General features: G+C 60.0%; 14 protein-coding genes. 8 read left to right on the forward strand and 6 right to left on the reverse strand.

From position 1 onward, the window contains the following. Positions 1-51 precede the first annotated feature (51 nt). From cysM to PSH97_RS07500, 5 genes are all read left to right on the forward strand, one after another. Entirely contained in the window at positions 52-954 is a 903-nt protein-coding gene (gene cysM, locus PSH97_RS07480) for a cysteine synthase CysM (RefSeq protein WP_305448688.1), read from the forward strand. Then, complete coding sequence (gene rlmD / locus PSH97_RS07485; RefSeq protein ID WP_305448689.1) at positions 954-2306, forward strand: 23S rRNA (uracil(1939)-C(5))-methyltransferase RlmD; 1353 nt, start codon at positions 954-956, stop codon at positions 2304-2306. Before cysM ends, rlmD begins: the two co-directional genes overlap by 1 nt. A gap of 128 nt (positions 2307-2434) precedes the next feature. Continuing rightward, positions 2435-4678 carry a GTP diphosphokinase gene (gene relA, locus PSH97_RS07490; RefSeq protein ID WP_038979473.1) on the forward strand — a complete coding sequence of 748 codons (2244 nt, stop codon included), beginning with the start codon at positions 2435-2437 and terminating at the stop codon, positions 4676-4678. A 99-nt stretch (positions 4679-4777) separates the two neighbouring features. Then, positions 4778-5611, forward strand: a complete 834-nt coding sequence (gene mazG, locus PSH97_RS07495) for a nucleoside triphosphate pyrophosphohydrolase (RefSeq protein WP_305448690.1) — start codon at positions 4778-4780, stop codon at positions 5609-5611. 28 nt (positions 5612-5639) lie between these two features. After that, positions 5640-6182, forward strand: a complete 543-nt coding sequence (locus tag PSH97_RS07500; protein ID WP_305448691.1) for a DUF2058 domain-containing protein — start codon at positions 5640-5642, stop codon at positions 6180-6182. 67 nt (positions 6183-6249) lie between these two features. Here PSH97_RS07500 and PSH97_RS07505 read toward each other — a convergent pair whose 3' ends face one another. The 6 genes from PSH97_RS07505 to PSH97_RS07530 all read right to left on the reverse strand — a co-directional run bounded on the left by PSH97_RS07505 (position 6250) and on the right by PSH97_RS07530 (position 13705). Beyond that, positions 6250-6438, reverse strand: a complete 189-nt coding sequence (locus PSH97_RS07505) for a hypothetical protein (RefSeq protein ID WP_008011665.1) — start codon at positions 6436-6438, stop codon at positions 6250-6252. A 316-nt stretch (positions 6439-6754) separates the two neighbouring features. Further along, the gene (gene fabB, locus PSH97_RS07510; protein ID WP_253416316.1) at positions 6755-7975 is read right to left on the reverse strand and encodes a beta-ketoacyl-ACP synthase I; all 1221 of its coding nucleotides are present in this window, start codon (positions 7973-7975) and stop codon (positions 6755-6757) included. An 11-nt stretch (positions 7976-7986) separates the two neighbouring features. Continuing rightward, entirely contained in the window at positions 7987-8502 is a 516-nt protein-coding gene (gene fabA / locus PSH97_RS07515) for a 3-hydroxyacyl-[acyl-carrier-protein] dehydratase FabA (protein ID WP_007899046.1), read from the reverse strand. 247 nt (positions 8503-8749) lie between these two features. Beyond that, positions 8750-10651 carry an ATP-binding protein gene (locus tag PSH97_RS07520; protein WP_305448692.1) on the reverse strand — a complete coding sequence of 634 codons (1902 nt, stop codon included), beginning with the start codon at positions 10649-10651 and terminating at the stop codon, positions 8750-8752. Further along, the gene (locus tag PSH97_RS07525; RefSeq protein ID WP_305448693.1) at positions 10648-11580 is read right to left on the reverse strand and encodes an ABC transporter substrate-binding protein; all 933 of its coding nucleotides are present in this window, start codon (positions 11578-11580) and stop codon (positions 10648-10650) included. Before PSH97_RS07525 ends, PSH97_RS07520 begins: the two co-directional genes overlap by 4 nt. Before the next feature lies 1 nt (position 11581). After that, positions 11582-13705: a TonB-dependent receptor plug domain-containing protein gene (locus PSH97_RS07530; protein ID WP_305448694.1), complete on the reverse strand. Its 2124-nt coding sequence runs from the start codon at positions 13703-13705 to the stop codon at positions 11582-11584. 196 nt (positions 13706-13901) lie between these two features. Between PSH97_RS07530 and PSH97_RS07535 the strand changes: the two genes are divergently transcribed. Genes PSH97_RS07535 through sixA form a run of 3 tightly spaced genes read left to right on the forward strand, consistent with a single transcriptional unit; the run spans position 13902 to position 15754 of the window. Further along, a complete protein-coding gene (locus PSH97_RS07535) occupies positions 13902-14927 on the forward strand; it encodes an NAD(P)H-dependent glycerol-3-phosphate dehydrogenase (protein WP_305422749.1) in 1026 nt (341 codons plus the stop codon). Positions 14928-14957: 30 nt separating this feature from the next. Then, entirely contained in the window at positions 14958-15305 is a 348-nt protein-coding gene (locus PSH97_RS07540) for a DUF4389 domain-containing protein (RefSeq protein WP_052966905.1), read from the forward strand. Beyond that, entirely contained in the window at positions 15302-15754 is a 453-nt protein-coding gene (gene sixA / locus PSH97_RS07545; protein WP_305448695.1) for a phosphohistidine phosphatase SixA, read from the forward strand. Before PSH97_RS07540 ends, sixA begins: the two co-directional genes overlap by 4 nt. Positions 15755-15796 lie beyond the last annotated feature (42 nt).

Consider the following 15796-nt stretch of genomic DNA (forward strand, 5'->3'; position numbering starts at 1 on the left):
CACGTTTGCCGGTATGATAGGCGCCCCCGCAGTCTGGATTGCGAATACGCCATGACCTTGCAGTACCCAACCATCGCCGATTGCGTCGGCAACACTCCGCTGGTCCGTTTGCAGCGCCTGCCTGGCGCCACCAGCAACACCCTTTTGCTCAAGCTCGAAGGGAATAACCCGGCGGGTTCGGTCAAGGACCGTCCGGCGCTGTCGATGATCACCCGCGCCGAATTGCGCGGGCAGATCCATGCCGGCGATACGCTGATCGAAGCGACCTCGGGCAACACCGGGATCGCCTTGGCCATGGCCGCCGCGATCAAGGGTTACAAGATGATCCTGATCATGCCGGACAACTCCAGTGCCGAGCGCAAGGCCGCCATGACGGCCTATGGCGCCGAGCTGATTCTGGTCAGCCAGGAAGAAGGCATGGAAGGTGCCCGCGACCTCGCCCAGCGAATGGAAGCGGAAGGCCGGGGCAAGGTATTGGACCAGTTTGCCAACCTTGACAACCCTGAGGCGCACTACACCACCACTGGTCCGGAAATCTGGCGTCAGACCCAGGGCACCATCACTCACTTTGTCAGCTCGATGGGCACCACCGGCACCATCATGGGCGTTTCGCGCTACTTGAAAGAGCAGAACGACAACGTGCAGATCATCGGCCTGCAACCGATGGAAGGCTCGGCAATTCCGGGCATCCGTCGCTGGCCCCAGGAATACCTGCCGAAGATCTACCAGGTCGATCGCGTGGACCGGATCGTCGACATGGCACAAAGCGAAGCCGAAGACGTGACCCGTCGTCTGGCGCGCGAAGAAGGCATCTTCTGCGGCGTGTCTTCGGGCGGTGCCGTGGCGGCGATGCTGCGTCTGTCCAAAGAAGTTGAAAACGCGGTGATCGTCGCGATCATTTGCGACCGTGGCGACCGTTACTTGTCGACCGGCATTTTCGACGCGCCCAACTGATGGCCAAGCACGAGAGAAGCCTGCGCTTCCAGCCCACGGGCGGCAGCAAGGCCCCGCAAGTCCCGACCGGCAAAAAGCAGCGCTTGACCATCGAGCGCCTGGCTAATGACGGTCGCGGTATCGCGTTTTTCGAAGGTCGCACCTGGTTTGTCATCGGCGCATTGGCCGGTGAAGAAGTCGAGGCGCGGGTTTTGGGTGCCCACGGCAAAGTGGTCGAGGCGCGCACCGAACGCGTGTTCCAGGCCAGTGAATTGCGCCGCCCGGCACCGTGCGCTCATGCCGCTCGCTGCGGCGGTTGCAGCGTGCAGCATCTGCCCCACAACGAACAACTCGCCCTGAAACAGCGCATGCTCGCCGAGCAATTGTCGCGGGTTGCCGGTGTCGAACCTGAAGAGTGGGCAGCGCCGTTGAGCGGTCCGGAATTCGGCTACCGCCGTCGCGCCCGAGTGGCGGTGCGTTGGGATATGAAAGCGAAAAAACTCGACGTCGGCTTCCGCGCTGCCGGCAGTCAGGACATTGTCGCCATCAACGAATGCCTGGTGCTGGTACAGCCCTTGCAACCGGTCATGACCCGCTTGCCGGAGATGCTGCGGCGCTTGAGCAAACCTCAGGCGCTGGGGCATGTGGAGTTGTTCAGTGGTTCGTCATTGGCGGTATTGCTGCGGCACATGGCGCCGTTGTCCGAAGCCGACATGACCATCCTCAAGGAATTCTGCGCGTTCCATGAAGCCCAGTTGTGGCTGCATGGCGATGGTGAGCCGCAACCGGTCGAGACCGATCAGTCGCTGGGCTATCGCCTTGAACAGTGGGACTTGAACCTGGCGTATCGGCCGGGAGATTTCATTCAGGTCAACGCCGGGGTCAACGAAGCGATGGTCGCCCAGGCGTTGGCGTGGTTGGCGCCGAAATCTGATGAGCGGGTTCTGGATCTGTTTTGTGGGTTGGGCAACTTTGCCTTGCCGCTGGCCAAAGCGGTTCGTGAAGTGGTGGCGGTGGAGGGCGTGCAGGCGATGGTCGAGCGTGCCGCCGCGAATGCTGTCAGCAATAATCTGCATAACGCGAAGTTTTTTCAGGCCGATTTATCCCAGCCTTTGGCCGATGCCGAATGGGCCGATGAAGGCTTTTGTGCGGTACTCTTGGACCCACCTCGCGACGGTGCTTTTGAGGTGGTGCGCAAGCTGGCGTCCCTGGGCGCCAAACGATTGGTGTATGTGTCGTGCAACCCTGCAACGCTGGCGCGCGACACGGTCGAATTGATCAAGCAGGGCTACCGGTTAAAACGTGCCGGGATTCTCGATATGTTTCCTCAGACGGCACATGTCGAGGCCATGGCGTTATTTGAAGCGAGCTAGGACGGCTCGTCTGGTCCGACTGACCCGCTCGTGCAAAGCGCATTCGTCTTAGCCCCGCGAGTGCACACGGGCAGCAAAGGTCAGCGATTTGACGCATTGAATCTGCGTCGTAGGGAAGGTAAAGCAAGATGGTACAGGTGAGAGCACACCAGCCGATCAACACCGACGGCAGTATCAATCTCGAGGCTTGGCTCGATCATGCGGTCAGTGTCGATGCGGCACTGGATCGCGAAGCCTTGAAGGAAGCCTGCGAGTTCGCTCGCGAGGCCGAACAGCAAGCCAATGCGGCGAAGAATCTGTGGTCCGAAGGGACCTCGAGTTTCCGCACGGGCCTTGAGATCGCCGAGATTCTCGCCGACCTCAAACTCGACCAGGATTCGTTGGTTGCAGCGGTGCTGTACCGCGGCGTGCGCGAAGGCCAGATCCAGTTGCCGGCAGTCAGCCAGCGCTTCGGTCCGGTAGTCGCCAAACTCATCGACGGCGTGTTGCGCATGGCCGCGATCAGCGCCAGCCTGAGCCCTCGTCAATCCCTGGTGCTGGGCACTCAGGGCCAGGTCGAAAACCTGCGCAAAATGCTGGTGGCCATGGTCGATGACGTGCGCGTCGCGCTGATCAAACTGGCTGAGCGCACCTGTGCGATCCGCGCGGTGAAAACCGCCGACGACGAGAAGCGCAACCGCGTCGCCCGTGAAGTCTTCGACATTTACGCGCCGCTGGCCCACCGCCTCGGTATCGGTCATATCAAGTGGGAGCTGGAGGACTTGTCCTTCCGCTATCTTGAGCCCGACCAGTACAAGCAGATCGCCAAGTTGCTCCACGAGCGACGCCTGGATCGCGAGCGCTTTATCGCCGACGTGATGACCCAACTCAAAGACGAGTTGCAGGCCACCGGCGTCGATGCCGACATCAGCGGCCGTGCCAAACACATCTATTCGATCTGGCGCAAAATGCAGCGCAAGGGTCTGGAGTTCAGCCAGATCTACGACGTGCGCGCGGTTCGCGTGCTGGTGCCGGAAATGCGCGACTGCTACACCGCGCTCGGCATCGTCCACACCCTGTGGCGGCACATCCCGAAAGAGTTCGACGACTACATCGCCAACCCGAAAGAGAACGGCTACCGCTCGCTGCACACCGCGGTAATCGGTCCCGAGGGCAAGGTGCTGGAGGTGCAGATCCGCACCCACGCCATGCACGAGGAAGCCGAGCTGGGGGTCTGCGCCCACTGGAAATACAAGGGCACCGACGTCAAGTCCGGCTCGAACCACTACGAAGAGAAAATTTCCTGGCTGCGTCAGGTTCTCGAGTGGCACGAAGAGCTGGGCGATATTGGTGGCCTTGCCGAACAATTGCGGGTCGATATCGAGCCGGACCGGGTCTACATCTTTACTCCGGACGGTCACGCCATCGACTTGCCGAAGGGCGCGACTCCGCTGGACTTCGCCTACCGCGTGCACACCGAAATCGGTCACAACTGCCGCGGCGCCAAGATCAACGGGCGGATCGTGCCGCTCAACTACAGCCTGCAAACCGGTGAACAGGTCGAGATCATCACCAGCAAGCACGGCACTCCGAGCCGCGACTGGCTGAACCCGAACCTGGGTTACATCACCACCTCGCGGGCGCGGGCGAAGATCGTTCACTGGTTCAAATTGCAGGCCCGCGATCAGAACGTCGCGGCCGGTAAAACCTTGCTCGAGCGCGAACTCAATCGTCTCGGCCTGCCGCAGGTGGATTTCGACAAGCTGGCCGAGAAGGCCAACATGAAGACCGCCGAGGACATGTTCGCCGCATTGGGCGCAGGCGATTTGCGCCTGGCGCAACTGGTGAACCTGGCGCAGCAACTGGTCGAGCCGGAACGCGGCAACGAACAGCTGGAACTGATCCCGCGCAAAGCGACTGGCTACAAACCGGGCAAGCGTGGCGACATCCAGATCCAGGGCGTCGGCAACCTGATGACCCAGATGGCCGGCTGCTGCCAGCCGCTGCCGGGGGATGCGATCGTCGGTTACATCACCCAGGGCCGTGGCGTGAGCATCCACCGTCAGGACTGCGCCTCGGTGCTGCAACTGGCCGGGCGCGAGCCGGAGCGGATCATCCAGGTCAGCTGGGGCCCGGTGCCGGTGCTCACTTATCCGGTGGACATCATCATTCGCGCCTACGACCGTTCCGGTCTGTTGCGTGACGTGTCGCAGGTGCTGCTCAACGAGCGGATCAACGTGCTGGCGGTCAACACCCGTTCGAACAAAGAGGACAACACGGCGTTGATGTCCCTGACCATCGAGATTCCGGGCCTGGATGCACTGGGGCGGTTGCTGGGGCGGATTTCCCAGTTGCCGAACATCATCGAAACCCGGCGTAACCGCACACCGTGAGAGACCTGCACGGAAATTGATGGTGACACCTGTAGGGGCGAGCGGTGCGGCGATCCGACTTGCCGCTCGCTCCTGCAAGTGTGTAGAGATTAATGAAAGATGTATTCACTAGAAGATCTGTTGCACCTGATGAACCGTCTGCGCGACCCGCAGTACGGCTGCCCGTGGGACATCAAGCAAACCTACGCGACCATCGTCCCGCACACCCTGGAAGAAGCCTACGAAGTCGCCGATGCCATCGAACGCGGAGACTTCGATCATTTGCAGGGTGAGTTGGGCGACTTGCTGTTCCAGGTGGTTTATTACAGCCAACTGGCCCGGGAAGAAGGACGTTTCGAGTTCGCTGGCGTGGTCGACAGCATCACGCGCAAACTGATCCGCCGTCATCCTCACGTGTTCCCCACCGGTGATCTGTATGCGCCGCTGGACATCCCGCGTCTGAATGAAGAGCAGGTCAAGCAACGCTGGGAAGAGATCAAGGCCGAAGAGCGCGCCGAGAAGTCTTCGGCACCGGAGCAGTTGTCCTTGCTCGACGACGTGCCTGCCGCATTGCCGGCGCTGTCCCGTTCGGCAAAACTGCAGAAGCGGGCAGGGCAGGTCGGTTTCGACTGGCCGGACGCCTTGCCGGTGCTCGACAAGGTTCGCGAAGAGCTCGATGAAGTGCTCGAAGCCATGGCCGACAATGACTCGGCAGCGATCGCCGATGAAGTCGGCGACCTGCTGTTTTCCGTGGTTAATCTGGCGCGACACCTCAAGGTCGATCCGGAAACCGCACTGCGCGGCGCTAACTCAAAATTTGAAAGACGCTTCCGATTTATCGAACAGGCATTGCGCGACACCCACCGTCCCATAGAAGATTGCACCCTCGAAGAGTTGGACGCCTTGTGGGGCGAAGCCAAACGTCAGGAAAAGAATTTGCCCAGCTGCGGTTGAGCAGTTGCCTAAGTGAGAAATAAGCACCATGAGCATTTCCCTTCGCGACCAGTTGCTCAAAGCAGGGCTGGTCAATCAAAAGCAGGCCAAACAGGTCGGCAAAGAGAAGCAAAAGCAGCAACGTCTGGCCCACAAAGGCCAGATTGAACTCGATGACTCCCAGCAGCGTGCCGCTCAGGAAGCCATGGCCGAGAAGGTCAAGCGCGACCAGGAGTTGAACCGCCAGCAGCAGGAGAAGGCCGAAGCGAAAGCCCGCGCCGCCCAGATCAAGCAATTGATCGAAGTCTCGCGCTTGCCCAAGCTGACCACCGAGGACTACTACAACTTCGTCGACGACAAGAAGGTCAAGCGCATCTCCGTCAACACCCTGATGCGCAACAAGCTCAGCAGCGGTTCGCTGGCGATCGTGCATCACGCCGGCGGTTACGAAGTGATTCCGCGTGAAGCAGCCCTGAAGATTCAGGAGCGCGATCCACAGCGCATCGTGCAGCTGAATGTGAAGACAGAAGAAGTCAGCGTCGAAGACGATCCGTACGCGGCCTATCAGATCCCTGACGATCTGATGTGGTAAGGCGTTAGCGACTGCAACAACGACAAACCCCGCTCCTGGCGGGGTTTGTCGTTTTCAATGCGGTGAATCATGCAGAGCGTGCTTCGCGCTGCTGTTCCAGTGTTTCCAGTTCGGCCTTGTATTTGTGGGCTTCGGTTTCGGAGTGAAACATCCCGACCAGCAGGTCTTGTTGATGTACATCCCAGATGCGGATACCGGCGGCGATGCCTTCATGGGACATATGTGAATCGTCGCGTTCAGTTACTTTTACAGTCATCTGCTAGCTCCAATCTCTGTTATCTGCAGCAAGGCGTGTGCAGGCTTTTGTTATATATTCTGTTAGCTGGCTAAGTAAACGACAGAGTTGGGCAGGGAGTTTTTGCGAAATCGGCAACAGTCCTGCAGCCCGCTAAATACGCGGCATTCGGTCTCAGGCTATTGAGTTTCATGACAAATGTTTCATGTTTGAGAGGAAGAAAATCGCGGTTCGAGCCTGATGGATTGAACACCGCTTGCCCGACTAATTATTTCGGGCACAAAAAAACGCCCCGAACCAGTCGGGGCGTTTTTTTGTGCAGCAAAACGGCGGGGTATTACTTACCCTGCCAGCGCTTCAGTACCAGCGTGGCGTTGGTGCCACCGAAGCCGAAGCTGTTGCTCATCACGGTGTTGATGGTGGCGTCTTCGCGAGTCTTGGTCAGGATTGGCATGTCCGCCACTTCCGGGTCCAGTTCGTCGATGTTGGCGGAACCGGCCATGAAGTTGCCTTCCATCATCAGCAGGCAGTAGATCGCTTCATGAACGCCGGCGGCGCCCAGGGAGTGACCCGACAGGCTCTTGGTGGAGCTGATGGCCGGAGCCTTGTCGCCGAACACTTCACGCACACCTTTCATTTCCATGACGTCGCCGACCGGAGTCGAGGTGCCGTGGGTGTTCAGGTAGTCGATCGGTGCGTCGACGGTGGCCATGGCCATCTGCATGCAGCGGATGGCGCCTTCGCCGCTTGGGGCGACCATGTCGTAGCCGTCGGAGGTCGCGCCGTAGCCAACGATTTCCGCGTAGATCTTCGCGCCGCGGGCCAGAGCGTGTTCCAGCTCTTCGACCACGACCATGCCGCCACCGCCGGCAATGACGAAACCGTCACGCTTGGCGTCGTAGGCACGGGAAGCTTTTTCCGGGGTTTCGTTGTACTGGCTGGACAGTGCGCCCATGGCGTCGAACAGGAACGATTGGCTCCAGTGTTCTTCTTCACCGCCGCCGGCGAACACGATGTCCTGCTTGCCCAACTGGATCTGCTCCACAGCGTTACCGATGCAGTGAGCACTGGTGGCGCAAGCGGAGGAGATCGAGTAGTTCACACCCTTGATCTTGAACGGGGTGGCCAGGCAAGCCGAAACGGTGCTGCCCATGGTCCGCGTGACGCGGTACGGGCCTACGCGTTTGACGCCTTTCTCGCGCAGGATGTCCAGCGCTTCCATCTGGTTCAAGGTCGACGCGCCGCCGGAACCGGCGATCAGACCGGTACGCACGTTGGAAACCTGCTCTTCGGTCAGGCCGGAGTCTGCAATGGCATCTTTCATGGCCAGGTAGGCGTAAGCCGCCGCGTGGCCGACGAAGCGATAGATCTTGCGATCGATCAGCTCTTCGAGGGGAAGGTCAATGGAGCCGGAAACCTGGCTACGCAGACCCATTTCGGCATATTCCGGGTTGAACCGGATACCAGGGCGGCTTGCACGCAGGTTAGCGGAGACGGTCTCTTTGTCATTGCCCAGGCACGAAACGATGCCCAGACCAGTGATAACGACGCGGCGCATGCGGATAACCCTTAGAAGTTGTCAGTGGAGGTGAAAACGCCGACCCGAAGGCCTTCGGCGGTATAGATTTCGCGGCCGTCGACGGTCACCGAACCATCGGCAATGGCCATGTTCAGCTTGCCTTTCAGGACGCGTTTGATATGGATGTTATAGGTGACTTTCTTGGCCGTCGGCAGTACCTGGCCAAAGAATTTCACTTCGCCCGAACCCAAGGCACGACCGCGGCCCGGCAGACCTTGCCAGCCGAGGAAGAAACCGACCAGTTGCCACATGGCATCGAGGCCCAGGCAGCCCGGCATCACCGGATCACCTTCGAAGTGGCAGGCGAAGAACCACAGGTCTGGAGTGATATCCAGCTCGGCGACCAATTCACCTTTGCCGTACTTGCCACCCTCTTCGCTGATATGAGTGATGCGATCGACCATCAGCATGTTCGGGGCGGGCAGTTGCGCGTTACCTGGGCCGAACAGCTCACCACGACTGCAGCGCAGCAGGTCTTCCCGAGTAAAGGCGTTTTGTTTGGTCATGCGAGCTCCTCAATAGTCCATGCGGCAGGGTGGGGCGAATCTTCCCGGCCGATCGAAGCGTTCATGCCTCGAGTCAGCAGCCTACTCATAGACTATTGCGTTGTGGTGAAAGTCACAGCACCAAGGACATGAATGTACACTTGTGCACTGAAATTATTATTCAAGCCCCTTTTCGGGCCTGTTCGGGTGCCTAAGACTGCCGCACTTTCGTCGTTCACGCCAGTCGCAGATAGCCGAAAGGCCTGTACTACTGCACCCATCGCTGCAGAATTTGCTGCAGATCAGTGCGTTTAAAGGGCTTGGCCAGGTAATCGTTCATTCCCGCTGATAAACAGGCTTCACGGTCGCCCTGCAAGGCATTGGCCGTCAGGGCGATGATCGGCACGTCAGTGCAGCCGGGTAATCGGCGAATCTGTCGGGTGGCCTCGTAGCCGTCGATGACCGGCAGTCGGCAGTCCATCAGAATCGCTTCAAAAATCATGCTCTCGGCACTACGCACTGCTTGTGCACCATCGGTGACGACGCTGACAGTAAAGCCCAGACTGCGCAACATTGCTTCAACAACGGTACGGTTGACCGGGTTGTCCTCCACCAGCAGCACATTGCGGCCTTCGCCGTGGTCATTACCGGTATGTCCTCGCGGGATCAGCGCCGGCAGTGGCTGCTTATACAGCGCCAAAGGGATTTCCAGGGTAAACGCCGAGCCAATGCCTTCCTCGCTCTGCGCGCGCAAGGTGCCGCCCATCCGCTCAGCCAGGGTGCGGGCAATCGGTAGCCCCAGTCCGGTGCCGCCGTAACGTCTTGAAATAGAACTGTCGGCCTGCTGGAACGCGTTGAACATCAACTCCAGGCTTTCGGCCGGGATGCCGATTCCGCTGTCACGTACGGTGCAGGTGAACCACAACAGTTCGTGGTCCAGGGACTGCCACTGCGGTTCGATCGTGACGCGGCCCCGTTCGGTGAATTTCAGCGCGTTGCCGACCAGATTGACCAGAATCTGCCGAATCCGCGTCGGATCCCCCTGAACCTGAAGGGCGCGCATGTCCTCGGGTATCCGCAGTTGCAGTTCTAGCCCGCGTTGCACCGCGCTGTGCTGGAACGACTGGGCGCAACTGCTGATCAGATCCGCGAGATTGAACGGAATGTGCTCCAGCTCCAGTTCCGAGCGCTCGATGCGCGAGAAATCGAGAATGTCGTTGATCACTTTGAGCAGGTGTTCGGTGGATTCCGAGGCCAGCGCTGCGTACTCGATCTGCTCCTCGGTCATCTCGGTGGTTTCCAGCAGTTGCAGCATGCCCAGTACGCCATTCATAGGCGTGCGCAGTTCGTGACTCATCATCGCCAGGAAATCGGATTTGGCATTGTTGGCCTTTTCCGCTTCTTCGCGGGTCTGGATCAATTGCGCCATGGCCTGATGCTGTTCGCGACTGGCTTGTTCGAGGCCTTGGGCAAGGTTGTTGATGTGTTGCGACAGGGCGCCCAGTTCGGTGTCGTCGACAATCGGCAGGGGTGTTTTGTAGTCGCCTTCCTGGATCGCCTTGACCGCATTGCCGATGTCGTGGATCGGTTGCGACAGGCTGCCAGCCAGACGCCGAGCCAGCAGGAACGTAAACAGCAGAGCGAACAAGGCGAGGATCCCGGCCTTGAGGAGGATTTCCTGCTGGCGCTGGTTGAAGGCGTCATTGGACAGGCCGACGATCACCCGGCCCAGATAATCCTCGCCCGGCGCGCTGGCGACGGTACGACTATTCTGGAAAAAGTCATTGTTGAGCGCGATGCGTTGCAGACGCACCGGTGCCTGGAACACTTCGACCTGATGCGAGCGGTGGTGCGCTTCCGACGGTTGCTCGACATACACCAGAATCCGGTTGGTACTGTCCTGTACTTCCAGAAAGCGCACATTCGGCGTGGCCAGGGTGGCCTTGAGCAAGCTTTCAAGCACCTCGTTGTTGCCTGAAATCACCCCATATTCGGTGGCCGGCGCCAGTTGATTAGCGATCAGTTGACCGGTGTGATTGAGTTCCTGGCGCAGGTCCTGGATTCGCACGAAGGTGAAAAAACTGATCAGTATTAACGTTAGCAACAGGGCTGGGCCGAGGCTGATGATCTGGGTGCGGGTATTGATGTCCCAACCGCGACGGAAGGTCATGGGCGGCGTTCTCCTTCGGCCAGCTGTGTTGCGACAGACGCTTCATTTATTGGTTCAATACTTAATGAACGAGCCACTTGCGGATTGCTTAAGACCTTGAAGTGTTGCGGATAAAGCGCACGCGGCCAGGTGTTCGAGGGGCGGTCGAGCAGCTCGTCGAGAATCTTCAGCCAATCGTTCTGGTCACTGTAAGTGCTGGCCAGGCTGCCGGCCCTGACGAAGGCTGCGTTGGGACCGATCATCGCCAATTGCCGCGCATAGCTGCTGAGCAGCAGGTTTTTCACAGTTTTGGGGTTGTACAGATCAGGGTCGTCCAGGCCCAGCAACACATCACTGTTTTTCAGCAGGGCCTGCAAGGGGCGGCTGTCATGGGTGTTATCCCAACGCTCGGTGACCACTTCAAGGCCCAGGGGCAGGGCGGCCTGACGCAGTTCTTTCAAAAGGAATTCGCTGTGTCTGTGGAAAAGTACGCCGATCCGCCGGGCCTCAGGCAGAAGCAGTCGGGTCAGGCGCAATTGTCGCTCCAGCGGCGGATCGCTCCAGAGCAGGCTGAGGTGCGGGGGCAGGTCATTGCCCAAGCGTTGGCGGGCTTGCAGACGGCTGATGCGCAGCACCAGCGTCGCCGGGCCTTGGGCGTCTTGCAGGCGCCAGTCGAGGCTGGGCAAGTCGAGCAGAATCAGGCGGATGTCGACGGCCAGTTGGCTTGGCGCCGGCAGGCTGGCGACAGGCTGGAAGCGCACATTGTCGGTGGGGCGCAACTCGCTGAGGGCTTGAACGAAAGACTGCACGCCGGGATTGTCCTCGGCGCCGGTCAGCAGAATGTCGGCGGCCCGTGCCGGCAGAGTGCACAGCAACCCGGTAAACACCAGGCACAACCCGGCCAGCAGGCGGCCAAGGGTTGGCGTCTTTGGTGACGGGCGATTCAGCATCTTAGAACTCCAGCTCCGCGCTGAAGTAGAGCACCCGGCGATCATCGTAGTTGTTGTCGACGAAGGTGGTGGGCTGATTGTCGAGGCGTTGCTGGAGGACCCCGGCCAATTCCAGATTGGCCTTGCCCAAACCGATGCGTTTGGCGATGCGGGTGTCGACCCGTTCGAAGCGATAACCGTTGAGGGCGTCGGCACCATAGTAAAAGAGCGCGCTGTTCCAGCCTTGGCCCCAGCTGCGTAGCCAACCGGCGGAGCCGCTGTTGCGCGCAGTCTGTTGTGCATCCAGCGGGTTGCTCGCCTCGGCATCGACGTAGGCATAGGTCAGGCGCAAACGATCGGCGCTGCTGACGCGCCAATCCAGCTGGGTTTCAGTCCCGGTGAAGCGCGAGCTGTTCGAGTTGCTGGCGATGTATTGGTTGTTGCGCAGCGGTTCGCTGATCATGCCGGTGATTTCGTCGTAGAACAGCTTCACGTCGACCGCCAGCCCCCACTCTGCGAAGTAGCCGTTGTAGCCCAACTCCCGGGAGCGCATGCGTTCTTGTTCGAGGTCGCCCGGGCCACGGGTCTTGACGAAATAACGAGCGCTGGACTGGCCGTAGGCACTGGGTCGCAGGTTGGTGACCTGGTAGCTCCAGTTGACGTTATTCTCGAACATGTCCGGCGAACGGATGGCTTCCGAATACACTGCGCGCAAGCCATGACGCGGGTTTATCAGGTAGTTGACCGCCACTCTTGGGGTCAGCGAGTTGCCGGTCAATTGCGTGTCTTCGTACATCGCCCCGCCTTGCAGCAACCAGTGCTCGGTGGCGCGCCACTCGAGTTGGCCGAACGCTCGCCAGGTGGTGTCGTCGAGCGTGCCATTGAAGTAGGTCTCGGAATTGGCCCGGTCGTAACGATAGTTCATGCCACTGACCAGTCGCAGGCTGTCGGACAGGCTAAGCGTGTCTTGCAGTTCGAGGTCGTAGCGCGATTCCCGGGCGCTCTGGTCAATGTCGCCGCAGAGGGTTTGCCGGGCGCCGTTTTGCCATTGCCTCAGTACCTGATTGCCCAGCGCACGCTCAGCCGCGGTCCCTGCCGGTGCGCCGGAACCGGTGTAGCGGTCCATGTTGCGCGCCAGGCGTTCGGTGTAGTTCGGGTTGAGTTGCCACAGTTGGGTCAGCTCCGGGCTGAACGAGATCTCGGCATCGCAGGCACGCCAGGTCTGCTGACGATCCCAGTGTTGCGCCGAGCCTTGAATATAAAGGCTGTGATTGGGATTGATGTCCAGGTTCCAGCGCAGCGAGCCGGCATAGTCCTTGGCGATGACGTCGGAATTGTCCCCGGCGGCGGTAATCCCTGAGAACACCGGACGGTAGGTATAGGGCCGCTGGTTAGTCCCGTCCTTGGCATTCAGTTGCCAGTCGATGCTCTGGTTTTCATTGAGCGTCTGGCTGACGGCGAGGCTGAAGCGGTTCAAGCGACGGCTGTCGCGGTAATCGGCGCCGGTGCGATCCGAATCGAAGCCATCGTCTTGCTGGCCGGACAACGACAGGTGCAAATCGCCGCTGTCCCAGCCTATGCCTTGGCTGGCGTAGAAATCGTTGATACCGCGCTGGCCACGGGTGACTTTCAGCCGCGTGCCGTGGCTGTCGGCCGGTTTGCGGGTGATGATGTTGACCACCGCCATCAGCGCGTTGGCGCCGTAGCTGACGGTGTTCGGGCCACGGAAAACCTCGATGCGCTCGATGTCTTCCATGGCCACCGGAATATCACTCCAGTCCACTGTGGCCAGGCCTGCGCGGTACACCGAGCGGCCGTCGATCAACACCTGCATGCGCCGCGCTTCGCTGGCATTGGTGCCGTGGTAGTTCACCGTCGCCTGATTGCCGCTGATGTTGCCGACCATCATCCCCGGCACCAGCCGCAGCAACTCGCTGATGTCCCGCGCGCCGCTGGCATTGATCAGTTCGCTGTCGATCACCGTCATGCTCCCCGGCACGGCCGCAGGCGACTGCTTCAAGCGCGTCGCCGTCAGCACTTGCGGCAATGGATCATTGTCGAGGAACAGGTCGTCGGCCAGCAATGGCGAGCTGAAGACCAGCGCCAATACCAGCGGCGAGCGAGGGCGGGGAAAGCCAAAAGACACGGCACGGCCTTGATAGCGATTAGTTGGCGCGCATGTTAACCGAGCGCAAGGACTTTTCCAGTCACGTTGTGGGCATTTTCCTCGGTTTTCTTGGTCTTCTTCCTACAAGTGTCGGTAATTGACGCTGGGGCTGGCCGCGACCGGGCCGCTCCGTATAATGCCGGCATCGCCACTGGTATGGATTAACGGATTGCATATGACTGAACAGCGCCCAATTGCGGTCCTGGGAGGCGGAAGTTTTGGTACCGCCGTGGCTAATCTGTTGGCCGAGAATGGGCATCAGGTCCGGCTGTGGATGCGCGACCCCGAACAGGCCGAGGCCATTCGGGTCAATCGTGAGAACCCGCGTTACCTCAAAGGCATCAAGATTCTTCCTGCGGTGGAAGCGGTCACGGACCTGCAAGCCACCCTGGAGGCCTGCGACCTGTGTTTCGTCGCGCTGCCGTCCAGCGCGTTGCGCTCGGTATTGGTTCCGTACGCCGACCGTTTGCGCGGCAAACTGCTGGTGAGCCTGACCAAAGGCATCGAAGCCCATACGTTCAAGCTGATGAGCGAGATCCTTGAAGAGATCGCTCCGCAAGCGCGCATCGGGGTACTGTCCGGGCCGAATCTGGCCCGTGAGATCGCCGAACACGCGCTGACCGCCACGGTGGTCGCCAGTGAAGACGAAGAGCTTTGCCAACGGGTTCAGGAAGCGCTGCATGGCAAGACCTTTCGTGTGTACGCCAGCGCCGACCGCTTTGGTGTGGAGCTGGGCGGGGCGCTGAAAAACGTCTACGCCATCATCGCCGGCATGGCGGTGGCATTGGGCATGGGTGAAAACACCAAGAGCATGCTGATCACCCGGGCACTGGCGGAAATGACCCGCTTCGCGGTGAGTCAGGGCGCCAACCCGATGACGTTCCTGGGGCTGGCGGGGGTCGGCGATTTGATCGTCACCTGCTCGTCGCCGAAAAGCCGCAACTATCAGGTCGGGTTTGCCCTCGGCCAGGGTTTGAGCCTTGAGGATGCGGTGGCGCGTCTTGGCGAAGTCGCCGAAGGCGTGAACACCCTCAAGGTGCTCAAGGCCAAGGCGCAGGAAGCGGGCGTGTATATGCCGCTGGTCGCCGGATTGCATGCCATCCTCTTCGAAGGGCGCACGCTGGAGCAGGTCATCGGTCTACTGATGCGTGCCGAGCCTAAAACCGACGTCGACTTTATCTCCACCAGCGGTTTCAACTAAACACCCCATCTACAGGGCAGGGAGCAAGACATGAATGATCCGAAAGTAGAAGCCAAGTACGAATCCATCCTGCTGCGGGTGCTGTGGATGATTGTTTATGTGCTGGTCTGGCAAGTGGCGCAATTGATCCTCGGCGCAGTGGTGCTGGTGCAGCTGATCTATCGTTTGATATATGGCGCACCGAGCGCCAGCCTGATGAACTTCGGCGACAGCCTGAGCCAGTTTCTGGCCCAGATCGGTCGTTTCGGCAGCTTTCACAGCGACCAGAAGCCTTGGCCGTTCGCCGACTGGCCGACGCCGCGTACACCGGAAGGTGAAGCCCCGCACGTTGTGGCGCCAGCACCGCATCCGGCCCGAGATGAGGAGCCAAAACTATGAAACTCTGGGTATTGCGTCATGGTGAAGCTGAGCCTCACGGTACTCGCCCGGACTCCGAGCGGACTTTGACCGTCAAGGGTCGTGAAGAGGTGTTGCGTACTGCCGCCCAATTGATCGGCCAGCCGCTCACCGCCATTTATTCCAGTCCTTATCATCGAGCGCTGGAGACGGCAGAAATTGTGCGTACGGCGCTGGGTTTTGCGCCGGAGATTCGCACGGTCGACTGGCTAAAGCCCGACACTTTTCCGCAAGCAGTGGCGGAGCAGTTGGTGTCCGTGGATCACGCACTGCTGGTCAGCCATAACCCGCTGGTCGGTAACCTGCTGGGCTATTTGCAGCATGGTCATGTGCAGGACCCGGAGAAAGTCGGCACAGCCGGGTTGGCGGAGCTTGAGGGCGACGAACTGCTGGTCGGGGCAATGAAGCTCAACGGCATAAAACACCCGTAATCTGCTTCTGCTCTGGCTCCTGCACGGGCGGTGGCGTTCCGT

Source organism: Pseudomonas cucumis (assembly GCF_030687935.1).
Taxonomy (GTDB): Bacteria; Pseudomonadota; Gammaproteobacteria; order Pseudomonadales; family Pseudomonadaceae; genus Aquipseudomonas; species Aquipseudomonas cucumis.

What these genes read in the sequence shown, in the direction of transcription:
- cysM (WP_305448688.1), top strand. Translation starts at nt 52, where the DNA reads ATGACCTTGCAGTACCCAACCATCGCCGATTGCGTCGGCAACACTCCG.
- rlmD (WP_305448689.1), top strand. Translation starts at nt 954, where the DNA reads ATGGCCAAGCACGAGAGAAGCCTGCGCTTCCAGCCCACGGGCGGCAGC.
- relA (WP_038979473.1), top strand. Translation starts at nt 2,435, where the DNA reads ATGGTACAGGTGAGAGCACACCAGCCGATCAACACCGACGGCAGTATC.
- mazG (WP_305448690.1), top strand. Translation starts at nt 4,778, where the DNA reads ATGTATTCACTAGAAGATCTGTTGCACCTGATGAACCGTCTGCGCGAC.
- PSH97_RS07500 (WP_305448691.1), top strand. Translation starts at nt 5,640, where the DNA reads ATGAGCATTTCCCTTCGCGACCAGTTGCTCAAAGCAGGGCTGGTCAAT.
- PSH97_RS07505 (WP_008011665.1), bottom strand. Translation starts at nt 6,438, where the DNA reads ATGACTGTAAAAGTAACTGAACGCGACGATTCACATATGTCCCATGAA.
- fabB (WP_253416316.1), bottom strand. Translation starts at nt 7,975, where the DNA reads ATGCGCCGCGTCGTTATCACTGGTCTGGGCATCGTTTCGTGCCTGGGC.
- fabA (WP_007899046.1), bottom strand. Translation starts at nt 8,502, where the DNA reads ATGACCAAACAAAACGCCTTTACTCGGGAAGACCTGCTGCGCTGCAGT.
- PSH97_RS07520 (WP_305448692.1), bottom strand. Translation starts at nt 10,651, where the DNA reads ATGACCTTCCGTCGCGGTTGGGACATCAATACCCGCACCCAGATCATC.
- PSH97_RS07525 (WP_305448693.1), bottom strand. Translation starts at nt 11,580, where the DNA reads ATGCTGAATCGCCCGTCACCAAAGACGCCAACCCTTGGCCGCCTGCTG.
- PSH97_RS07535 (WP_305422749.1), top strand. Translation starts at nt 13,902, where the DNA reads ATGACTGAACAGCGCCCAATTGCGGTCCTGGGAGGCGGAAGTTTTGGT.
- PSH97_RS07540 (WP_052966905.1), top strand. Translation starts at nt 14,958, where the DNA reads ATGAATGATCCGAAAGTAGAAGCCAAGTACGAATCCATCCTGCTGCGG.
- sixA (WP_305448695.1), top strand. Translation starts at nt 15,302, where the DNA reads ATGAAACTCTGGGTATTGCGTCATGGTGAAGCTGAGCCTCACGGTACT.